Annotated in this window: 19 protein-coding genes; 7 read left to right on the forward strand and 12 right to left on the reverse strand. The window is 64.1% G+C overall.

Annotated features, from left to right (window positions below; all coding sequences use genetic code 11):
• Positions 1–2: 2 nt before the first annotated feature.
• The 5 genes from WIMU1_RS08845 to WIMU1_RS26385 form a co-directional block, all read right to left on the reverse strand.
• Positions 3–536, reverse strand: coding sequence for an alternate-type signal peptide domain-containing protein (locus WIMU1_RS08845; protein ID WP_062796518.1), 534 nt, complete (start codon positions 534–536; stop codon positions 3–5).
• On the reverse strand, positions 533–1,234 hold the full coding sequence (locus WIMU1_RS08850; RefSeq protein WP_084248116.1) for a signal peptidase I: 702 nt from the start codon (positions 1,232–1,234) through the stop codon (positions 533–535). The genes WIMU1_RS08845 and WIMU1_RS08850 overlap by 4 nt, the downstream gene beginning before the upstream one ends.
• 39 nt (positions 1,235–1,273) lie before the next feature.
• Positions 1,274–1,840 (reverse strand): alternate-type signal peptide domain-containing protein, encoded by a 567-nt coding sequence (locus WIMU1_RS08855; protein ID WP_062796520.1) that lies wholly within the window; start codon positions 1,838–1,840, stop codon positions 1,274–1,276.
• A 318-nt stretch (positions 1,841–2,158) separates the two neighbouring features.
• Positions 2,159–3,058 carry a universal stress protein gene (locus WIMU1_RS08860; RefSeq protein ID WP_062796522.1) on the reverse strand — a complete coding sequence of 300 codons (900 nt, stop codon included), beginning with the start codon at positions 3,056–3,058 and terminating at the stop codon, positions 2,159–2,161.
• 129 nt (positions 3,059–3,187) lie between these two features.
• Positions 3,188–3,337, reverse strand: coding sequence for a hypothetical protein (locus WIMU1_RS26385; RefSeq protein ID WP_165842475.1), 150 nt, complete (start codon positions 3,335–3,337; stop codon positions 3,188–3,190).
• Positions 3,338–3,493: 156 nt separating this feature from the next.
• On the opposite strand from WIMU1_RS26385, the gene WIMU1_RS08865 reads away from it, so the two are divergent.
• Positions 3,494–3,868: a nuclear transport factor 2 family protein gene (locus WIMU1_RS08865; protein WP_062797504.1), complete on the forward strand. Its 375-nt coding sequence runs from the start codon at positions 3,494–3,496 to the stop codon at positions 3,866–3,868.
• Here the strand turns inward: WIMU1_RS08865 and WIMU1_RS08870 are convergent.
• Positions 3,861–4,622 (reverse strand): SDR family NAD(P)-dependent oxidoreductase, encoded by a 762-nt coding sequence (locus WIMU1_RS08870; protein ID WP_023954463.1) that lies wholly within the window; start codon positions 4,620–4,622, stop codon positions 3,861–3,863. The genes WIMU1_RS08865 and WIMU1_RS08870 overlap by 8 nt on opposite strands.
• 111 nt (positions 4,623–4,733) lie before the next feature.
• Between WIMU1_RS08870 and WIMU1_RS08875 the strand changes: the two genes are divergently transcribed.
• Together WIMU1_RS08875 and WIMU1_RS08880 are read left to right on the forward strand one after the other, a co-directional pair.
• A complete protein-coding gene (locus tag WIMU1_RS08875; RefSeq protein WP_062796524.1) occupies positions 4,734–5,528 on the forward strand; it encodes a helix-turn-helix domain-containing protein in 795 nt (264 codons plus the stop codon).
• Positions 5,529–5,593: 65 nt separating this feature from the next.
• Positions 5,594–5,971, forward strand: a complete 378-nt coding sequence (locus WIMU1_RS08880) for a DUF427 domain-containing protein (RefSeq protein ID WP_062796526.1) — start codon at positions 5,594–5,596, stop codon at positions 5,969–5,971.
• A 4-nt stretch (positions 5,972–5,975) separates the two neighbouring features.
• Here WIMU1_RS08880 and WIMU1_RS08885 read toward each other — a convergent pair whose 3' ends face one another.
• Positions 5,976–6,998 (reverse strand): oxidoreductase, encoded by a 1,023-nt coding sequence (locus WIMU1_RS08885; protein ID WP_062796528.1) that lies wholly within the window; start codon positions 6,996–6,998, stop codon positions 5,976–5,978.
• A 147-nt stretch (positions 6,999–7,145) separates the two neighbouring features.
• On the opposite strand from WIMU1_RS08885, the gene WIMU1_RS08890 reads away from it, so the two are divergent.
• The gene (locus tag WIMU1_RS08890) at positions 7,146–8,345 is read left to right on the forward strand and encodes an adenine nucleotide alpha hydrolase family protein (RefSeq protein WP_062796530.1); all 1,200 of its coding nucleotides are present in this window, start codon (positions 7,146–7,148) and stop codon (positions 8,343–8,345) included.
• Positions 8,346–8,411: 66 nt separating this feature from the next.
• On the opposite strand, the gene WIMU1_RS08895 is transcribed toward WIMU1_RS08890, so the two are convergent.
• Together WIMU1_RS08895 and WIMU1_RS08900 are read right to left on the reverse strand one after the other, a co-directional pair.
• A complete protein-coding gene (locus tag WIMU1_RS08895) occupies positions 8,412–9,371 on the reverse strand; it encodes an alpha/beta hydrolase (RefSeq protein WP_062796532.1) in 960 nt (319 codons plus the stop codon).
• Between the two features lie 314 nt (positions 9,372–9,685).
• Positions 9,686–11,137 (reverse strand): MFS transporter, encoded by a 1,452-nt coding sequence (locus WIMU1_RS08900; protein WP_174548715.1) that lies wholly within the window; start codon positions 11,135–11,137, stop codon positions 9,686–9,688.
• Positions 11,138–11,499: 362 nt separating this feature from the next.
• Between WIMU1_RS08900 and WIMU1_RS08905 the strand changes: the two genes are divergently transcribed.
• Positions 11,500–12,714 (forward strand): lipase family protein, encoded by a 1,215-nt coding sequence (locus tag WIMU1_RS08905; protein ID WP_084248117.1) that lies wholly within the window; start codon positions 11,500–11,502, stop codon positions 12,712–12,714.
• 47 nt (positions 12,715–12,761) lie between these two features.
• Here the strand turns inward: WIMU1_RS08905 and WIMU1_RS08910 are convergent, their stop codons facing one another.
• A complete protein-coding gene (locus WIMU1_RS08910; RefSeq protein ID WP_062796534.1) occupies positions 12,762–13,697 on the reverse strand; it encodes a 3-oxoacyl-ACP reductase in 936 nt (311 codons plus the stop codon).
• Positions 13,698–13,764: 67 nt separating this feature from the next.
• A complete protein-coding gene (locus WIMU1_RS08915; protein WP_062796536.1) occupies positions 13,765–14,271 on the reverse strand; it encodes a nuclear transport factor 2 family protein in 507 nt (168 codons plus the stop codon).
• A gap of 164 nt (positions 14,272–14,435) precedes the next feature.
• Here WIMU1_RS08915 and WIMU1_RS08920 point away from each other — a divergent pair, with 164 nt between their 5' ends.
• Positions 14,436–15,329, forward strand: coding sequence for an IclR family transcriptional regulator (locus tag WIMU1_RS08920; protein WP_023954454.1), 894 nt, complete (start codon positions 14,436–14,438; stop codon positions 15,327–15,329).
• 34 nt (positions 15,330–15,363) lie between these two features.
• Here the strand turns inward: WIMU1_RS08920 and WIMU1_RS08925 are convergent, their stop codons facing one another.
• Complete coding sequence (locus WIMU1_RS08925; protein ID WP_062796538.1) at positions 15,364–15,867, reverse strand: flavin reductase family protein; 504 nt, start codon at positions 15,865–15,867, stop codon at positions 15,364–15,366.
• A gap of 183 nt (positions 15,868–16,050) precedes the next feature.
• On the opposite strand from WIMU1_RS08925, the gene WIMU1_RS08930 reads away from it, so the two are divergent.
• Positions 16,051–16,920 carry an alpha/beta fold hydrolase gene (locus WIMU1_RS08930; RefSeq protein WP_062796540.1) on the forward strand — a complete coding sequence of 290 codons (870 nt, stop codon included), beginning with the start codon at positions 16,051–16,053 and terminating at the stop codon, positions 16,918–16,920.
• Position 16,921: the final 1 nt, after the last annotated feature.

Genomic DNA, 16,921 nt, shown 5'->3' on the forward strand with positions numbered 1-16,921 from the left:
GATCAGGGACGAACTTGGTTCAGGCTGACGGACATACCGGACACGTTCACCGGCGAGACCTGGCTGGTGGTGCCTGTGACATCAGCAAACGCAACAGTGACTTTGACGATGACGGTGTGTGGGGTGCCGGGCGCGATCGTGATGGCACCACCGGTCGCCGTAGTACCGTCCACCGAAGCTGCCGGGGTGATCGTCACGCCGGTCGGCGGGGTTCCCGCGGTACCGGGATTGACGGTGACCTGAGCCTTCATGTTCTTTCCTGTGGCTGTTGCCGTGTAACTGGAGGTGTATTCCCACGTGTCGCGCGGAACCAGGAGATCGATCAGGGGGTTGATGGCAGTTCCGCCCACGATTCCGTCAGTCGAGACGTCCTTCCACGCGGACGTTCCGGTTGCCGTCAATTTGAGCTCCCCAGAGGTCAGGTTTCCCGGGGTGCTCGATGCCGAGTCACTCCAGAGTGCGTAGGAACCTGCACCGCCGAGCAGAACGACGACAGCGGCACCGGCGGCGAGGGCGCCCTTGGCATTGCGGTTCACTTTTCGGCCTCTTCTACTTGCAGACGCTCGTCAGAGCTACTGATCGGGTTGGGGGTGAGATCACCCTGGTGGACAGACGAATGCTGTCCGGTTCGCGCGGAGTCAGAAGGCAAGGTGTCGGGTCCGTCGTTGTCCAACTTCTTATGTCGTGCCCGGCGTCCGTCTCGTAGAGCTCCGGCGGTCATGAACATTGCGTAGGAGAACAATCCGATCACCAGCACACCGATGGTCCACGCTCTTTGTTGACCGGTGAGCCAGTTGTTGACGTAGCCGAGATAGGGGACGCTATACCAGACCTCGCCACGAACTTGCTCGGCGACAACTGGTTTCGCGTCTGGACTGTCGTTGGCGTCGCCGCGCGTCACAAATGCGCGCTCGCCTTTCGCGTTCTGTGTCGTCGACACAATCCGGTGCGTGACCACCGCCGACTGCCCGGTCTGCAACTGGTAGGTGATCGGCAACCCGATGCGTAGTTCTTTTGCCTCAACGGGTTTGACCACGATCAAGGTCCCGGGTGGATACGTCGGTTTCATGGAACCGGTCAACACGGTGAAGCGCTCCGCGCCGGCGATCGCGGGAACGAGGATGACGAGGACCAACAGCGCGAGCATTCCGAGCAGCAGTGACCAACTCACTGTTGTTCGGATCCACCACCACAGTCCGGTGGGCTCGTGCGTTGAGTTGTCGTCGGCGGTCATGGCTGTTGGTCTGCCGCGGGAGCGAATAGGCTTGGCTGCCTACGGCGCCGGGTTGGTGTTCTGTGTCAAGACGAGCTGGGTGGCGGCAAGATTGACGGTCTGGGTCTGAGCCGTCGTCCCGTCAGTCAGGGGGTCGAATGTCATTGTCACCGAGACCACGATCGGCTGGTCGGCGTCCAGAGCTGCCGGAGTGATCTGAACTCCGGAATCATCACTCGGCAGTTCGACGCCGTTCGCTGTCACGCTCACGACAGGCGGATTCAAAGCGTCTTCCAGTTCTTGGTCGCCTGTCACCCCGCCGACGTCGGCGGTCAGGGTTGCCGTCAGGTTGTCGCCGGTGGCGTTGACAGCCGTCTCGCAGGTGTAGGACACCACATCACCCGGGACGATCCGGAACGCGTCGATGTCGGTGATCGTGGTGCCACCATGATTAACGTCGGTCCAAGTTCCGTCGCCGGTGCAGTCATCAAGCGAAAGCGTGCCAGAGCTGATGGCTGCGTCGGGGGTACTACTGGAGTCATTCCAGTAGGCCAGACTGCCGGCCCCGCCGAGTAGAAGTATGGCTCCCGCGCCGGCGGCAGCTGCAGCTTTGGTTTGCTTTTTCATATCGGCTCTTTTCGGTTGTTTTTCTAACGTACCCCCTTATACCTAATTAGCACCATTTTGTTACCGGTTAAATATTGTTGGGTAGGCAGTGCTTACGGGGTGAGAATCTGCCGACTGAGCTGGGAAGATGTCTTTCTGCCCCACGCGCACCATTGTTGGTCCACCGCTACGACGCCCTCGATGAGGAAATAGTTTCCGTAGCGTTTTCGGCTTTATTGACAAAACTATCTATTTCGCACATTTGCGAGTAGGGTTGCGTGTTTTTTGGTGTTGCGAACCGAAATGATTTCACAAATGCCCGGGCTCAGGTGGTCATGGTCAATGCACCACGAGCACCGAACAATCCGCGTGGTGGATCAGACTCTGGCTGACTGAACCCAGCACGGCCCCGGCGAGTTTGCCGTGCCCACGACTGCCCACGACCACGAGTTGTGCGGATCGGGAGAGTTCCTTGAGCCCCTTGGCCGGCCCGGTGTCGGTGTAGATCTTGTTGACGTGGGCCCCGGGGAAACGCGCGCGCAACGGTGCGACCAATTCGTCCAACTTCTGTTCCTGGTTGGATTGCAACAGGTGCAGCAGGTTCCAGTCGACCGGCCCCTCGCAGTAGCCGAGGCCGACCGCGGCGCCGGTCTCCCACATGTGCGCAACCGTCACCGGTGCGCGCAGCGTGTCGGCGACCTCGAACGCCGAATCCAGCGCGCGCGTCGAGTTCTCCGACTCGTCCACTCCGACAACAACGGGTAGCGTCTCGTCGGTGTCGGGGCAGGCCGTCCTGCGCCACACCAAGACCGGGCAGCGCGAGTTGTTGACGATCCGGATCACATGGCCGCCGAGGATGAGATCGCTTGCCGCGCTGGTCCAGTGAGATCCGATGACCACCAACCTCGCAGTGGCCGAGACTTTTTCGAACGCCGGACCGACGGCCTCGTTCACGATGTGCCGCTCGACGGTCAGATCAGGATGCACCGCCCGGATGGCGGATTCCGCCTCGTCGATCTTCTTGCGGCCCTCCTCGGCGAGTTCGGTGGCCAAGGCCTCGGGCGTGAACACCATGGCGTTGGCGAAGTACCAGTCGATCCGAGGTATCGCGTGGAAGAGGGACAGAGGCGAATGGCTTGCTGCGGCATAGTCCGCCGCCCATCGGGCGGCGCCGAGTGCGGCCTCGGAGCCATCGATCCCCACGACGATGGCCGGTGCGTTGCTGGCGTCGGTGTTCATCTCACATCCTCGGTCCGGTGAACCGGATGATGAGGCCAGCGGATCGCTGGAAACAGTGCCCGGCTCGCTTCGAACCCTATGTCGGCGGTGTCGGCGACATCAACGGATTCAGGTCCGCGACGCGGTCATCTACTGACCGTCGGACGTGCCCTCGCTGCCACCGAGAGCATGGTCGCGTTCTTCCCCGGTGCCTTCTTCACCTGCTTCGTACGTCTTCTTCTGCTCGGCTGTCTCGTCGGTTTCGCCGACAGGCTCTTCGTTTTCATGCGGAAAGGTCATGGGGTCCTCTCATCGGTACACGTCGTCCTGTGGTGACCACCGTACGGAAGGGGTGGGCCGCGGACCGAAAACTATTACCCCGGAGGTCATCGCTCCAACCCACCGCGGCGCAGCAGCATGGTCATCACAACATCAACGCAAGACGAAGGAGATGCGATGACCGAGATGACCGCCCTGGTCGACGACTACCTGAGCGCCTGGAACGAAACCGATCCAGGCGCACGGCGAGCAATCGTCGAGAAGGTCTGGGACCCCGAGGGTGTCTACACCGATCCGCTCGCTTCGGTGACGGGCACAGAAGCGATCGATCAGGTGCTCGCCGGCGCTCAGCAACAATTCGCGGGGATGCGGTTCGTTCGGGGTGACGTGTTCGAGACGCACCACAACATCGCCCGCTTCACCTGGGAACTGGTTCCGGAGAGCGGAGTAGAGGCAGTGGTGATCGGCTTCGACGTGGTCGCGGTGAACGACGAGAAGATCACCAGCGTCTATGGGTTCATCGACAAGATGCCGGGCCAGACAGCTATGTGATGGTGAGGCCGCCGTCGACCACGATGGTCTGCCCGGTGACATACCCGCCGGCCGGTGAGGCGAGCCAGACCGCGGTGGCCGCGAGTTCTTCGGGATCGCCACTGCGGGGCAGTACCTGTCGGGCAGCCATCTGCTGCAGATAGCCGTCGGGGTACTGGGCGGTCATCTCGGACTCGAAGAATCCAGGGGCGATCGCGTTCACCCGGATGCCTTTTCGCGATCCCCACTGCTGCGCCAGATCGCGGGTGAGCCCCGAGATGGCGGCCTTGCTCGCGGAGTAGGCGGCCTGCGGAAGGCCTGCGGTGGTGATGCCGAGGACGCTCGAGATGTTGACGATCGAGCTTCCCGGCTTCATCACCCGGCCGCAGGCCTGTGCGGCCCAGTAGGAACCGTTGAGATTGATGTCGATGACCGACCGGAATTGCTCGGGAGTCTCCCGGGTGGCCGGCACGGCCGTCCCCACTCCGGCGTTGTTGATCAAGACATCCACCTGGCCGAACTCGGTCATGGCAGCCTCGACCATCGCGGTGGCCTGTTCGACCTGCGTGATGTCGGTGACCACCGACAGGGAGGTGCCTCCCACAGACTCGACCAGCGCGGCGGTCTTCTCGAGCTTGTCGGCGCGGCGGGCAGCGAGCACCACGCGGGCTCCGGCCTCAGCGAACCCCTTGGCGAAAGCAACCCCCAAGCCGGACGAGGCGCCGGTGACGATCACCACCCGGTCATCGAGCCGAAAGCGGTCGAGCACGGTCATGAGAACTCCTCTTCGATCGTCGAACACCCACCCACGGGCAGCAGTCGAACTTGCGCTCGGTGCAAAACCCGCAGTCCATAATGCTGACAGATCAACCCGGGAGATCAGTACATGACCGAAGAACAGCGTTACCTTTTCGGTGACCTGCTGCGGCAGTGGCGCACCACCCGCAAGGTGCCGCAACTGGAGCTCGCGTCAGCGGCCGACGTCTCCGCGCGGCATCTGAGTTTCCTGGAGACCGGCCGGTCGGTGCCGAGCCGCGCGATGGTGCTCAAACTGGCCGAGCATCTCGATGTGCCGCTGCGTGAGCGCAACCAGATGTTGCTCGCCGCCGGATATGCCCCGTCCTACGGTGAGACGCCGCTCGACGGTTCCCGAATGACCATGGTGCGGAGCGCTTTACGTCAGGTGCTGGCCGCGACCGAACCGTACCCGGCCTTGGCGGTGGACCGGCACTGGAATCTCGTGGACGCCAACGCAGCGGTTGCTGCCTTCACCGACGGTGCTCCCGACGACCTGCTGGAACCCCCGTTCAACGTGCTCGAGTTCAGCCTCGACCCGCGGGGGCTCGGGTCCAGGATCATCAACCATCGGCAGTGGCGCAGGCACTTGTTCGAACGACTCGACCGGCAGATCAGGGTGACCGGCGACCCGGAATTGAAAGCACTGCTGGCCCGCCTCCAGCGGTATCCGGTGCCCGACGCCGACGAGGATGCCGACGCAGATGCCACCCTCTCCGGCGATGTTGCAATCTACCTGAGGCTGCGCAGCGACCAGGGTGAGCTGTCGTTCTTCAGCACGGTCACCACGTTCGGTACGCCTCTCGACGTGACGGTCGACGAACTCAGCGTCGAGAGCTTCTATCCGGCCGACGACAAGACGGCGGAGTTCCTGCGACTTCGCTGATCGGTGACGCGGGGAATGCACGGCTGCGGTGAGCGTTGGCATCGAGGGAGAGAAAGAGGCGAACCATGTCGAGAACGCAATTGATCCCTGGCCCCGACCATCCGATCACGGTGGAACCGAGCACCGACTCGGTGACCGTGACCGCAGGCGGCACGCTCGTCGCCGACACCGACAAGACGCTCACCCTGCGTGAGGCGTCCTACCCGCCGGTGGCTTACGTGCCGCTGGCTGCGGTCGATCCAAAAGTGCTGCAACGCAGCGACACCGAGAGCTACTGCCCGTTCAAGGGCAACGCCTCCTACTTCGATGTCATCACCGACGAAGGCGTCATCAAAGATGCAGCCTGGACGTACGAGGAGCCCTACGACGCGGTCGCGCCGATCGCCGGGCACCTCGCCTTCTATCCCGACCGGGTCGACATCTCTGTTGACCCTGCGAGCTGAGTCCTCAGAACCCGCCGGCCACCCGCACCACGGCCCGGCCTGAGAACTCTCCCGCGCGAACCTGGTCGATCACGCCGACGACGTCTTTGACGTCGACCTCTGACACGATGTGCTCGAGGTGCCTGGGGGCGAGCGGTCCGGCAAGTGCAGCCCAGATGGTTCGTCGAGGCTCGATCGGCATCTGCACCGAATCCATGCCGAGCAGGGCGACACCGCGCAGGATGAACGGCAGCACGGTGGTGGCCAACGCAGGTCCGCCGGTCAGGCCGCTGGCCGCCACGGCGCCGCCGTACTTGATGCCGCTCAGCACCTCGGCGAGCGTCTTGCCGCCGACACAGTCGACGGCGCCCGCCCACTGGGCCTTGCCGAGCGGGCGGGGTTTGGCATCCGGGTCCAGTGGCAGTCGGCCGATGACGTCGGCGGCACCGAGTTGTCGCAGCCGATCGCCCGCGTCCGCCTTGCCCGTGGACGCGACCACCTCGAAGCCCTGACCCGCCAGGATGTCGACGCTGACCGAACCGACGCCGCCGGTCGCGCCGGTCACCAGTACCGGGCCGTCGGCGGGGGAGATCCCGCGATCGAGCAAGGCTTGCACGCTCATCGCCGCGGTGAACCCGGCGGTCCCGATCGCGGCACCGTCGCGTGGCGAGAGTTCCCCGAGGGCAACCACCCAGTCGGCCGGAACGCGTGCGTACTCGGCGTAGCCGCCGTGGCGACCGGTGCCGATCTCGTAGCCGTGGGCAAGAACCAGATCGCCGACCGCGAAGTCGGGTGACTTCGATTCCACGACCTCGCCGGTGAGGTCGATGCCGGGAACGATCGGATAATCGCGTACCACACCACCTTTCGGCGTCAGAGCGAGCGCGTCTTTGTAGTTGACACTGGAGTACAACACCCGGATGGTGACGTCGCCGGTGGTCGCGGTCGGAGTGCCACCCTCGGGCAAGAACGATTCGTCCACGGTCTCGATCGCGGTCTCGATACCGTCGTCGGTCTGTCGCGCCACCAGGGCTGAGAACTGATCCATGAAGCGACGTTAACGCCACCCACGGCACGATGGGACGACGGGGGAGCCCGAACGTATGAACTCACGCCGCAGGCGGCACACCCCTGTCGTCGGCATCGCAGGGCTGGCACCATCGATGGCGGATCATCAGCGGAAGAAAGGTCAGAAATGCCCAGCCCCGTCACTCTTGTTCCATCGCCGGACTCGCACGACGCCCGCCGCATCAGCGCGTTGCTGATCAACGGTGAACGCACCGACAGGGTCTCGACCACGGCAAACGTTCCCCTGGCGGATGATGCGACGCCGTGGCTGGCGCCCGCAACCCTGATCGGGATGCGGAACAAACGTGACGTGGTGGTGTACGGCGACGTCAGCGAGACAGCGGTGCAGGGGAGCGTCAAAGCCCAGGACACCCTCGGTTCGTGGTTTCCCGACATCTTGGACGAGGTGACGATCACGGCCCCGATGGCGGTCGAGACCACCAGGTCCTCCGGCCGGCGCGGGGTGGGCGCATTCTTCTCTGGTGGCGTGGATTCGTACTACACCACGCTCAAACACCTCGACGAGATCACGCATCTCATCTTCATCCACGGTTTCGACATCGATCTGTCCAACAACGATCTCGCCGAACGTACCCTCGACGCCTTGCGGAAATCGGCGGCCGAACTGGGTAAAGAGCTCATCGAGGTGAAGACGGATCTGCGCGGCCGGCTCGACCGCAACCGGCTCAACTGGGGGCTGCAGGGCCACGGTGCGCTGCTGGCGCACGTCGGGATCGCGTTGTCGACCGTGGTCGAAAAGATCTACGTCCCTTCGAGTTACACCGCCGACCAGTTGCACCCATGGGGTACCCATCCCGACTTGGATGGGCATTGGTCCAGCGACGCGGTCGAGTTCGTCCACGACGGGGTCGAGGCGAGTCGGGCGGCGAAGATGGAGAAGTTCATCGAGGAAGACGCCGCGATGAACAATCTGCGAGTGTGCTGGTGGAACCAGGACAACGCCTACAACTGCGGCGAATGTGAAAAGTGCCTGCGCACCATGATCAATCTCTACATCGCCGGTGGTCTCGAGCGGTGCGCCACGTTGCCCGACAACATCTCCATCGAGGCGATCGACCGGTTGCACTTCAATCGCGATGCGAAACTCTTTGTGGCAGAGAATCTTGCCGAACTGCGGGCCGGCGACATCGACGACCCGGAGCTCGAAGCGGCGCTACAACGGGTTCTCGACAGGTCGAAGTTCAAGGACTTCACGACGATGGCGAAGTTCGTGGCAATCGGTGTGAAGAACATCCTTACACCGCAAGGTGTGCGATTCCTGATCGGTCTCTACCGGCCGGCTCTGAACAAAGACCTGGCCGCCTGAAAACAGCAACAACGACGTCGGCCGCGACCCAGAGCTCTGGGGCGCGGCCGACGGACTGTTGTGGGACTAGACGCCCAGCGAAGGAGCGAGCGTTCCGTACCAGGATTCTTTGAGGCGGTCCTCCCAGTGGGTCCACCAGTGCACACCCTCCGGCGTGATGTGGACCTGCGGGTTGACCCCGGCGACACGAAGACTGGCGACGTAGAGCTGGCTGCTGATCGACGCCGCGGTCTCCAGAGGCACCATCTGGGAGAACTTGATCGGGTCGAACGACGGGCTCGCCGGGTTGAAGATCGGGTTCGTCCGCGGCGAACCCGCACCTGAGGACACGTACACACGCTTGCCACGCAGGTTTCCGGTGTGCAACGAGGGGTCGTTCGCCGTCCAGGCTCCGGCCGGCCACAGGCCCCACATGTTCACCGGGTTGCCGCCCATCTCGAGCACGGATGCGGCGATGCCCTGTGCAAACCCCGGGGTGCTGACCGTGGGGTAGCCGCTGTACGACGCGACGCCCTGGTAGAAGTTGGGGTGTTTGGAAGCAAGGTTCAACGCGGAGGTGCCGCTCATCGAGAGTCCGGCAATGGCGTTGCGCCGGTTGTCGCTGTTGAACGCCGACTTCAGGTAGGCAGGCAGTTCCCGGGTGAGGAAGGTTTCCCACTTCTGCCGGCCCAGGGTCGGGTCGTCGCGCTGCCAGTCGGTGTAGAAACTGCCGCCGCCGCCGAACGGGATTGCCACATTCACGTTCTTGCCCGCGAAGAACTGCTGCACATCGGTCTCGATGAGCCAGCCGCTGTTGTTGTTGGGTGCACGCAGGCCGTCGAGCAGGTAGAGGGTGGCGTGGCTGCCACCGCCTGACGCGGGGAGGACGCGAACGGGGATGTTCTTGTTCATCGCGGCGGAGTAGACGTAGACCGTCTGAGGGGCTGCCGACGCAGTGCCGGGTGCCGCGGCCACCGAGACCGCCACTCCGGCCACAAGGGCAAGGGCTCCGGCGACGAACTTTCGCCAGGCGTGCTTTGCGCGCATCAGTTTCCTTTTGTACGTGGTGCCAGTGAATGGCCCGATCCGGACCGGTGCTCACCCCGGTGCCGCATGCGGGCCCGCGGGAAAGATAACAGCAAAATAACAGGGCCTTCTGCTGTATGCACGCCCGGCAACGCCGCTGATGGCGGCGGCGATTGTGAGCTTTGCGAGCGACCCCGCATCACCTGCATCGCTGTCGATATCTAACGCAAAATCAACTGTTCGGCCTGACCGGAGAACCCGATGATGTGCCCTTGTGGCGAAGGTATCCCCAGGTGGGGTCCGCCAGAAGGGCACATCATCGGGATCGGGTGGGGTCAGGCGTCGGCGTAGACCGTCCCGCGGCGGAGCATCAAGGTGAGGCCGACGGTCAAACCGGTGCCGACAAGGATCACGATGGAGACGGTGTTGAGCCCGCTGACGGTGGGCGCGACGCTACCGGCGACCGCCGACGACGCCAGGATGGTCGTGGCAATCGACGTGCCGACGCCCTGCCCGGCAGTGCGAACGACAGTGTTGAGACCGGTTGCCTCGCTGGTGTTCTCGACCGGAACCTCTTCCACGATGAGGTTCGGCAGGGCTGTGTAGGCAAACGACGTCGCGATGGACACGGTGACCACCATGACAAACATCCCGACCTTGGAATCGTGGAACATCATCAACATCACGCCCGACACCCCGTACACCAGGCCGCCGATCAGGAGCGACACCCGCGATCCCATGGTGCGCGTGATCCGGCCGCTCAACGGGGTGAAGGCGAACCCGAGGAGTGCTGCGACGAATGCCAGCAGTCCGGCGTCGGTCGGGGTCATGCCCAGGCCGAAGGGCGCGCTCGTGGGCGTCTGCAGCACCAGGGGAACGATCATGTTGCTGATACCGAAAGGACCGGCGGCCAGCGTCAGCGTCGCGAGCATCGTCAACGCGACCTTGCGATGGGCGAGAAGTCGCACGTTTGCGATCGGATCGGTGACCCGCAATTCCCACAGCACCCAGAGCGCCAGTACCACCGCACCGCCGATGAGCAGGCCGAGCGTCTTTGCGTCGCTCCACCCCCAGGTGCCGGACTTGTTGATGGCGAGCAAAATTGCCGCGATTGCCGGGGCGAAGGCGATGGTGCCGAGGAAGTCCACCTTCTGGCTGGTGCCGACCGGCCGTCGCCAGGGCAGCACGAAGAGCACAAGCAGCAAGGTGAATGCGGCGTACACGGCCGCGACGATGAAGATCATGTGCCAGCTGGCGTGATCGATCATCAAACCGGCAACGTAGGCGGACGCTGCACCGGCGGCCACCGCCGTCCCGGAGATCAGGGCGACAGCGACAGGGACCTTCACATTGGGCAGGTGTTCGCGGGCCAATCCGATGCACAGCGGCAGGATCGCGCCGGCGACGCCCTGGATCGCACGACCGATGATGATGGCACTGATGCTGTCGCCGAGGGCGCTGATCAGTGACCCGATGGTGGCGGCGGCGAGGATGAACACCAGAACTCTCTCGCGTCCGTACATGTCGCCGAGCCGACCGCAGACGGCCGCTGAGGCCGCGGCGACCAGCAGAAAGGCTGTCACCGCCCAGCCGACCGTCGCTGCGTCGCTGTTGAAGTCGGCGATGATGGTCGGGATCGCCGCGAACACCATCGAGGTCTCGAAGGCGCTGATGATCTCGACGAGGACCAGGATTCCGATGATCACCCCGGTGGAGCGGCGGCGGTTGAATCGTCCACCTTCGGGCAACGGCTTTGCCGGTGCCGTTGGGTCGGGGATCGTTGTCATGGGTGTCCTCCAAGTAGACGTGGTGATGTGTGACGAACGCGGCTGTCGCCGACTGCGGCGTATAGGTCTGTGGCGCAGTACATGTGGATTCGATCGGGCGAGGACGGGCTGCCTCCGCCGCGGTGAGCCAAAAGCTACAGTGACGCAGCGCACACCAACTGTTCAGTCCCACTGGCCGGAATCGGATGTTGTTCGGCGCTCCGAATCGTCGCCGGGGCGGCTTGGAGGAGACAGATGAGTCGCTGAGCCGGGCGACGTGTGATGCGGGACGTCCGATGGAAAGGCAGGTCTCGCTCACCGGGACTGTTGTGATCCCGAAGGGTGGGCGCTGTCACAGTGCCTGCATGAAAAGAGGCGCACATATGAGCGAAATCGTTGCCGCACTGCATCGCCGGAAGTCCACGCCCGTCCGATGGTCGACGCTGGCCACCGCTGCAGTGATCACCTCGGCAGTGGTTTCCTGCTCGTCCGGCACAGACGATGGTTCGAAAGGCGATATGGCGCCGGTGAAAGCAGGCCGAGTGTTGTCCGCGGCCGTGGTCGACGGACCGGTTGCTCTCCGAGATGCGGCCCAGACCAAGTTGATCACGTACTCGTCCGAAGACGCGAGTGGGAACGCCATCGTGGTGTCCGGAACGGTTGCGGTACCGAGAACTCCCGCCCCGGCCGGGGGTTACCCGGTGATCAGCTGGGCGCACGGAACCACCGGCGTGGCAGATGCGTGCGCACCGTCCGCGGCTTTCGACGGCGGTCCGACCCAGGCGTATCTCACCGAAGTCGATGCCGCTTTAAATGATTGGCTGAGTAAGGGCTTTGCCGTGGTTCGCACCGACTACGAAGGTCTGGGTACTCCGGGGGTCCATCCCTATGTCAACGCCGAATCGGAGGTGAACGCGCTCACCGACATCGTGCGGGCAGCACGTGACCTCGACCAGTCGATCGGGACAGACTGGTACGCAGTCGGCCACAGTCAGGGCGGCCAGGCCGCATTGTTCGCCGCCGCAGACGCTCCCGAACGTGCACCGGAGCTCGATCTGCGAGCTGCCGCGGCCATCGCGCCCGGGAGTGGACTCGATCGACTGCCGGAGTACTTCAAATCGGGTGTGCCCGGAATCGCTGCAGCGCAGTCATTTCTCCCGCTGATACTCCTCGGTGCACAAGCAGCCGATCCGTCGATTCGTCCCGAGGACCTGCTGACCGATCAGGCTCGTCCGCTCCTTGACTCCGCCAGGACCGGCTGCCTGGACGACATCCGCCGCGTGCCACCGGTGGTGGACGGCCAGGTGTTCCGGGCCGATGCCGACCTCGGTCCGTTGACGGACTACATGACGAAGCAAGAGCCCGCGGCGGTGAAAGTGGTTGTGCCGACGATGATCGCTCAAAGCTCCACCGACGCGGTGGTGCCGAAATCCGGCACCGATGTCCTGGTCGACACCCTGTGTGCTCGAGGCAACCCGATCGACTACCGACTGTACGAGGGCGCCGACCACCGCCAGACCATCGGCGCCTCGTTGGGTGACATCCAGTCTTTCGTCTCCGCGGTGAAAACCGGGGCCCAGGCAGTCGACGGCTGCTGACCGACAACCCTGCCTGCCCGCCCGGGGCGGGCAGGCAGGGTCAGAGGTCACTGCAGAGCGCCTTCGTTGGTGGCCAGGGCGGGCTTCTCCAGTTCGGCCACTCCGTAGGCGGCGTATGTCTCGTACTCTCCACGGCCGGAGAAGTACGGGGTCAGCCGGCCCGCCAGCTCCTCGGCCGAGAATGCGGAACCGACTGCGTCGAAACGGTTCTCCACCTCAGGGGCGTGCATCAGCGCGACCATCTTGCCGTACACGACAAACACCTGACCATTGATCTCGTCGGATGCGGGGGAGGCGAGATAGCGCACGAGGGTGGCTACGCGCTCCGGCGCGAGCGGATCGCTGTCGGCGGCACCATTGTTCTCGCCGAAGGCATCAGCGGTCATTGCGGTGCGTGCCCGGGGGCAGATGGCGTTGGCGCGCACCCCGTAGCGTGACAAACCCTGTGCGGTGGAGAGTGTCAGCGCGGTGATGCCCGCCTTTGCCGCCGAGTAGTTCGGCTGGCCGGCCGAGCCGAACAGAAAAGCCTCTGACGACGTGTTGATGACACGCCCGAACACCGGTTGACCGGCGTTCTTGCTCGCTTCGCGCCAATGGGCGGCGGCGGCGCGCGAGGTGGCGGCGTGGCCTTTGAGGTGCACTCGGATCACGTCGTCCCAGTCGGATTCGGTCAGATTGAAGATCATCTTGTCCCGCAGAATCCCGGCGTTGTTGACCAGGATGTCGAATGACCCGAATCGGGTGACCGCCTCCTGGACAAGGCGCTCGCCCATCGACCAGTCCGAGACGTCACCGGTGAGCGCGACAGCTCGACCGCCGGCGGACGTGATCTCCTCGACCACGAGATGCGCGTTGTCACCCATGTCGTTGACGACCACGGCGGCGCCCGCCTCGGCCAGCGCCAGGGCTTCCGCGCGTCCGAGACCCGCGCCCGCGCCCGTGACCACGGCGACGCGGCCGGCCAGATCGAGTGTGTCCACCATGTTGAGCTCCTCAGTTCGTTGGCTACTGCAACGAAACTAGTATTCATTCTAGTTTCGACGCAAGTGGTCAACCTTCATGTTCGGCTCGGACCCCCTCGGCCAGCAGTGCGCGTGCGTCTGGGCGGCCGTCGAGCAGACGCCCGGTCCGGTATGTCACCTTCCACGTGCCGTCGATCTTGCTCAGCTCCCAGCGGGTCGCGGTCACCCGCAGGACCGTGAAGTGGTCACCATCGCGAATGATCAACTGCGACTTGCATGTTGCGACCGCTGTGTCACCATCCACGATGATGTGACCCGGCTCCAACACGTGCCCGCAGCCGCCATCTATCCATGCCTGGTGAGCCTGCGATCTCACCATCGCCGTGATCTCGGCATGTCCGCGCATGACACCGGTGTCCACGTCGTAGACGCCATCTTCGGTCCACAGGCGGGCCACGGCCTCGGCCGAACCGCTGTCGACGGCCGGGCCGTAGGCCGTCATCAACTCGGTGATCGCCAGTTTGTCCTCGAGCAGGGCGACGCGCTCGGTGAGTGTGTGGATGAGAAGAGCCACGTCAGGGGTGGTGTCGGTCATGGATCAGCCTTTCGTTTTGTTGGCCGGAGAGAGCGGGGATTCGCAGCGCTGCCGACAGCGGCTGCTGCGACACGCTTCCCAGTCACCGGGACTGCTGTTAGTATTACAAGAATTCATTTCAGTTTTGTCCTGGATCTCGGATTCGACCAGGTTATGGAGGCTCGATGACGGTCATTGATTCCGGTGCTGCACACCCCCGCTCTGCCGGTAAGCGGGATCTGCCGCCCTCGATGCTCGAACGAATGACGCTCATCCTCGATTCATTCGGCGGCCCTGCGTCGCGGCTGACTCTCGAAGAAGTGGCCGGACGCACGCAACTGCCGCGATCGACGGTGCACCGCATCCTCGACCAACTGGTCCGGTTGAACTGGGTGGAACACGCCTCGTTCGGCTATCGACTCGGCCGGCGGTCGATGGGTCTCGGCGGAGGGGACGGTGGTCATGCACAGGTGCGTGCGGCTGCCGCGCCTCTGTTGCACGATCTGCACATGCAGACCGGCATGGTGGTCCATCTGTCGGTCCTCGACGGGGGCGAGAGCATCTACCTCGACAAGGTCGGTGGACGGTTCGCTGCATCGCTGCCTTCACGAGTTGGTGGACGCGGGCCGGCGTATTCCACCGCCGGCGGAAAGTCGATGCTCGCCTGGCTCGATCCGGAGCGCGTCGACGCGATCTATCAGCAGCGGCTGAATCGGTGCACCGACCACACGATCCCTGATCTGCCGACCCTCCATCAGGAACTCAACCGCATCCGACAGCGCAGCGGATTGGCATTCGAGCGCGGTGAGTCCGTGCGCGGCGCCGCGTGCGTCGGAGTGGCGGTCCGCGGATACGACGGCCCGGTTGCGGCGATCTCGCTCTGCGGAGACGCACGGACCGCTCAGCTCAAACGGGTTGCCCCCCTGGTCGTGCGGGCGGTCCGGGAAGTCACGCGCACCCTGTATCCCGAGGCCGGTACCACTCGCCGGGGGCGCAAAACCCCTCCGATGCCGGACAACACGTGGTCGGCCGAGGCCTTGGACCGACTGCTCGCCGTGCAGTCGGGGCAGTGGCTGTAGTCGATTCGCCACGCGCGATGAACCAGTCGATGCTTCAGGCACGCAAAAGCTTTGAAGCCGCGTCGAGTCCGAATCCGCCGCGGAAGAAGATCATCGGACGCTCTTCGGTGACCGACTCCAACCCGAGGATTCGGCCGATCACCACGTCGTGATCGCCTGCGGTGTGCACGTCGTGGATCTCGGCATGTACCCGCATGAGCACACCTGGGAGCGACGGCGTCGCCCACTTGCTCAGATCCCAGTCGAGTCCCTCGTACTTGCGCCCGTTGCTCGATCCGAATCGGGAACACAGATCGGTTTGGTTCTCGTGCAGCACGTTGATGCTGAACCGGCCCGTGTTCCGGATACGGGGCCAAGACCGCCCGCGGTGGTCGGCGCAGAACAGGATCAGGGGAGGATCAAGCGACACCGAGGCGAAGGACTGGCAGGCGAAACCGATAGGTCCCTCGTCGTCCATACCGGCGACCACGGTGACTCCGCTTGCGAACTGACCCAGTGCCTTTCGCATGTCGGTCTGCGACATCGTTTCGATCGACATCCGAACACCTCCGGTTCTGTTGTGTGGCCGATGATGAGGTGAGGCTATTGCGGCCGGCCTCGGCAGCCGTACGAGGTCTCGCTCAGCGGAAGCGCCAGAGTCCGGCCGGCCCTGGCGTGCTGGGGATCTCGCTCAACGAGACCTGGGCTGTGGATGAGGCGCCGGGCTGGCAACGTTCGGGCCATGACGACAGACGTGAGCTACGAGCGCAGTCTGCGGGAGTTGAACACCGATCTCGGGATGCTCCGGTTCCATGAGGCAGGCGAGGGCCCACCACTGCTGCTGCTCCACGGCTCCGGGCCCGGGGTGACCGGGTGGAGGAACTATCGGGGAGTGCTTCCCGAACTGGCCGAGCATTTCCGTTGTTTGGTACTGGAGTTCCCCGGATTCGGGGTCAGCGATCCTGGCGACGGCCACCCGATGTCGATGGCGCAGTCCGCCGTCGGACTCTTTCTCGATGGTCTCGAGATCGATACCGCGCACATGATCGGGAACTCGATGGGAGGGATCGTCGCCACCAAGGTCGCGATCGATGAACCCAGCAGGGTCGACAAGTTGGTCACCATCAGTGGAATGGGCAAGGCCACCTTCTCTCCGGGGCCCAGTGAGGGAATCAAGCTCCTGATGGAGTTCACCGACAACCCCACCCGCGAAGGATTGCGCCGCTGGCTCCGGTCGATGGTCTATGACCCGGCTGTGATCACCCCTGAACTGACCGACGAGCGCTGGGAGCTGGCGACCGAGCCGACAACCCTCGAGATCGCTCGACGGATGTACAGCAGCAAGGCCTTTGCCGCCTCCATGGTCGCGGCGGCGCGCTCAGACGCGCCGCCGTATTGGTCGCAGCTCGGCAAGGTGAAAGCCCCGACGCTGCTGACCTGGGGGCGAGACGACAGGGTGAGCCCGGTCGACATGGCAATGCTGCCGATGCGAGACATCCCGAACAGCGAGCTGCACGTATTCCCCAAGTGCGGGCACTGGACGATGATCGAGGCCCGAGATGCCTGGGTCCCTGCGGTGCTTGCCTTTCTCACCCGCAAGGACAGGACGTAGA

The organism is Williamsia muralis NBRC 105860, from assembly GCF_001598915.1.
Classification (GTDB): domain Bacteria; phylum Actinomycetota; class Actinomycetes; order Mycobacteriales; family Mycobacteriaceae; genus Williamsia; species Williamsia muralis.

Bases quoted from the DNA above. Each gene is read 5' to 3' on its own strand.
- WIMU1_RS26385 (WP_165842475.1), bottom strand. From the start codon at position 3,337: ATGACCTTTCCGCATGAAAACGAAGAGCCTGTCGGCGAAACCGACGAG.
- WIMU1_RS08895 (WP_062796532.1), bottom strand. From the start codon at position 9,371: ATGCGCGCAAAGCACGCCTGGCGAAAGTTCGTCGCCGGAGCCCTTGCC.
- WIMU1_RS08860 (WP_062796522.1), bottom strand. From the start codon at position 3,058: ATGAACACCGACGCCAGCAACGCACCGGCCATCGTCGTGGGGATCGAT.
- WIMU1_RS08890 (WP_062796530.1), top strand. From the start codon at position 7,146: ATGCCCAGCCCCGTCACTCTTGTTCCATCGCCGGACTCGCACGACGCC.
- WIMU1_RS08855 (WP_062796520.1), bottom strand. From the start codon at position 1,840: ATGAAAAAGCAAACCAAAGCTGCAGCTGCCGCCGGCGCGGGAGCCATA.
- WIMU1_RS08905 (WP_084248117.1), top strand. From the start codon at position 11,500: ATGAGCGAAATCGTTGCCGCACTGCATCGCCGGAAGTCCACGCCCGTC.
- WIMU1_RS08885 (WP_062796528.1), bottom strand. From the start codon at position 6,998: ATGGATCAGTTCTCAGCCCTGGTGGCGCGACAGACCGACGACGGTATC.
- WIMU1_RS08875 (WP_062796524.1), top strand. From the start codon at position 4,734: ATGACCGAAGAACAGCGTTACCTTTTCGGTGACCTGCTGCGGCAGTGG.
- WIMU1_RS08930 (WP_062796540.1), top strand. From the start codon at position 16,051: ATGACGACAGACGTGAGCTACGAGCGCAGTCTGCGGGAGTTGAACACC.
- WIMU1_RS08850 (WP_084248116.1), bottom strand. From the start codon at position 1,234: ATGACCGCCGACGACAACTCAACGCACGAGCCCACCGGACTGTGGTGG.
- WIMU1_RS08910 (WP_062796534.1), bottom strand. From the start codon at position 13,697: ATGGTGGACACACTCGATCTGGCCGGCCGCGTCGCCGTGGTCACGGGC.
- WIMU1_RS08865 (WP_062797504.1), top strand. From the start codon at position 3,494: ATGACCGAGATGACCGCCCTGGTCGACGACTACCTGAGCGCCTGGAAC.
- WIMU1_RS08880 (WP_062796526.1), top strand. From the start codon at position 5,594: ATGTCGAGAACGCAATTGATCCCTGGCCCCGACCATCCGATCACGGTG.
- WIMU1_RS08915 (WP_062796536.1), bottom strand. From the start codon at position 14,271: ATGACCGACACCACCCCTGACGTGGCTCTTCTCATCCACACACTCACC.
- WIMU1_RS08920 (WP_023954454.1), top strand. From the start codon at position 14,436: ATGACGGTCATTGATTCCGGTGCTGCACACCCCCGCTCTGCCGGTAAG.
- WIMU1_RS08925 (WP_062796538.1), bottom strand. From the start codon at position 15,867: ATGTCGATCGAAACGATGTCGCAGACCGACATGCGAAAGGCACTGGGT.
- WIMU1_RS08870 (WP_023954463.1), bottom strand. From the start codon at position 4,622: ATGACCGTGCTCGACCGCTTTCGGCTCGATGACCGGGTGGTGATCGTC.
- WIMU1_RS08900 (WP_174548715.1), bottom strand. From the start codon at position 11,137: ATGACAACGATCCCCGACCCAACGGCACCGGCAAAGCCGTTGCCCGAA.